This window comes from Phenylobacterium sp., from assembly GCF_031425575.1.
Taxonomy (GTDB): domain Bacteria; phylum Pseudomonadota; class Alphaproteobacteria; order Caulobacterales; family Caulobacteraceae; genus Phenylobacterium.
Genome location: NZ_JANPJP010000085.1, coordinates 1 through 2,661, shown reverse-complemented (window position 1 = coordinate 2,661; position 2,661 = coordinate 1). Strand labels below are relative to the sequence as shown.

The 2,661-nt window shown below is 66.4% G+C and carries 2 protein-coding genes; one reads left to right on the top strand and one right to left on the bottom strand.

Going from position 1 to position 2,661, the window contains the following annotated elements; all coding sequences use genetic code 11:
- Positions 1 to 33: 33 nt before the first annotated feature.
- On the bottom strand, positions 34 to 1,902 hold the full coding sequence (locus RMO97_RS04680; RefSeq protein ID WP_310539379.1) for an oligopeptide:H+ symporter: 1,869 nt from the start codon (positions 1,900 to 1,902) through the stop codon (positions 34 to 36).
- 188 nt (positions 1,903 to 2,090) lie between these two features.
- On the opposite strand from RMO97_RS04680, the gene RMO97_RS04675 reads away from it, so the two are divergent.
- Positions 2,091 to 2,597 (top strand): DUF427 domain-containing protein, encoded by a 507-nt coding sequence (locus RMO97_RS04675; RefSeq protein ID WP_310539378.1) that lies wholly within the window; start codon positions 2,091 to 2,093, stop codon positions 2,595 to 2,597.
- Positions 2,598 to 2,661: the final 64 nt, after the last annotated feature.

Sequence of the window (2,661 nt, the reverse complement as noted above, 5' to 3'; positions counted from 1 at the left end):
GTCGCTCTCGCGACAGAGGAGGAAAACGCTCTCTTACTCAGGCTTGGCCGCGGCTTCCTCGTCGTGCGCCCAGCCGCGGACCAGGAAGCTGATCAGCACGAAGAACACGCCGCAGCCGACGCCGGCCCAGCCCAGGGTCGTAAAGCCGTTCAGGGAGGCCACGAGGGCCGCCTGCGGATCCAGCACCTGGCCGCCGATGCTCTCGGTGCCCATCAGTCCGGCGATCTTGCCGCCGACGAACTGGGCGATGGAGGATGACAGGAACCACACCGCCATCATGAAGCTAACCACCGAGGGCAGGGACAGCTTGGTGATCTCCGACAGGCCCACGGGCGACAGGAAGAGCTCGCCGGTGGTGTGCAGCAGGTAGAGGAAGCCCAGCAGCATCAGCGGCACCCGGAAAGCGGAGTCCGCCAGGCCGGCGCCCCAGACCACCACCAGGAAGCCGAGACCCACCTGCAGCAAGCCCAGACCGAACTTCATGGTCGGGTTCAGGTCCATGTTGCGCTTGGCCAGATAGGCCCAGGTCGCCGCGAAGATCGGGGCGAATATCAGGATGAAGCCTGCGTTGAACGACTGGGTCTGGGCCGCCCCGATGGTGGAGTCGATGAAGAAGTCGCTGGCCGGATTGAGGCCGATGGCCGCGATCTGCTCGGGCGTGCCGATGGGGACGCCCAGGAAGGTCACCGCCTGCTGGGTGATGGTCATGTCGACGTTGGTGGAGGCGAACAGGTTCAGCGAGGTGCCGGCCTGCTCGAACAGGGTGAAGAACACCACCGCCCCGAAGATCAGGATCACCGCCAGCATCATCCGCTGGCGCTCCACCCAGGTCTTGCAGGCGACGACCATGATCCAGGCGATCGCCGCCAGGGAAGCGACGATGGAGATCGAAAGCGCCAGGCCCACGATGGCGTTGTGCGGCACCAGCAGCCAGACCAGGCCAACCCCCAGGATGGAGGCGCCGTAGATCAGCCATTCGCGGTTGATCGGCCCCACCACCGGACGGGTCAGCAGCTCGGGGTTCGGCGGCTCGCCCTTGCCCTCCAGGTGCTTCTTGCCCAGGACGAAGACGATGAAGCCCAGGGCCATGCCGACCCCGGCCAGGCCAAAGCCCGCCCACCAGCCCACCGTCTGGCCCAGCAGGCCGCACAGGATCGAGGCCCAGAAGGCCCCCAGGTTGATGCCGTAATAGTAGAGGGTGAAGCCTGAATCGCGCCGCGGATCGCCCTGCGGATAGAGCTGTCCGACGATGGTGGAGATGTTGGGCTTCAGAAAGCCCACCCCCATGATGATCAGGGAGACGGCCAGGTAGAAGGCGTTCACGCCGCTCTGGTCCTGGGTGGTCTCCATCTTGAAGCTGTCCTTGGGCAGGACCTGCGGCAGGGGGCCGGCGTCGCCCAGGCCCTTGATCTCCAGGCCACCGCCCTCGGCGGGACCAAACTCATAGGGCTTGCCGCCGACGATCAGGTGCGCCTGGCGGGCGTCGACGCGGCCGGTGGCGGCCACCTCGTAGCTCTGGCCCGCATAGACCAGGTTCTGGGTCGCGGGGCGGCCCTCATAGGCCATCATCCCGTGACCGGCCACCAGCAGCAGGGCGCCGAAGGCCACGGCCTTGCGGGTGCCCAGATAGCGGTCGGCCAGCAGGCCGCCGAGCAGGGGCAGCAGATAGACCAGCGCGGTGTAAGAACCGTACTGCGCCGAGGCCGTCGCCTGGTCGAACAGCAGGTGCTGGGTCAGGTAGAAGATCAGGATGCCGCGCATCCCATAGTAGGAGAAGCGCTCCCACATCTCGGCGAAGAACAGGATGATCAGCCCACGCGGGTGGTTCTTGAGCATCTGGAGGAGCACGGGCAGGCCGGTCACAACCGTGACGACGATCCCGAGCATGACAACGAGGTTCAACATGAAGTCGGTCTTCCGATCCCTGGGAGGCCGGCATGCATCGGGGTTGTTTCACCCCCCGCCGGGCTGATTTGGCGCGAGAAGATCACGGTCAAGTCGCCAGCACAAGCAAGCGGCGACCCCCACTATGGTGACGCTGGACCCCGCTCCCCATCTCAAGCGTTAAGCAGGCCTAGGAGGCGCGTCCCATGAAAATCCCCGGTCCCGACCACCCCATCACCATCAGCCCCGGCGCAGGGCGCTGGCGCGTGATGTTCGCCGGCCACGTCATCGCCGATTCGGGCGACGCCCTGGTCCTGAAGGAGGCCGCCTACAAGCCGGCGATCTACTTCCCGCGCGAGGACGTCTCCATGGAGTACCTCTCCCGCACCGACCGCTCGACCCACTGCCCGTACAAGGGCGACGCGGCCTACTACACGGTGCTGATGGACGGCCAGTTCGCGGAGCACGGCGTCTGGACCTATGAAGAGCCTTTCCCCGCCATGGAACAGATCCGCGGGCGGCTGGCCTTCTATCCCGACAGGTTCGAGATCTATGCCGTGGACAACGACACCGTCGATCCGACCCACGTCCACACCGAACGCCGCGCCATCGACGAAGCCGTCCAGCACACCGACTCCGGCGCCGGCGCCAGCCAGAAGGACCACTGGCCGGCCAACACCAATGATGCGCCGCCGCGGCCCGAGGGGGTTTAGCGAAGGCCCGCTTTTCCTCCCCCGTTCACGGGGGAGGGGGACCGCGCGAAGCGTGGTGGAGGGG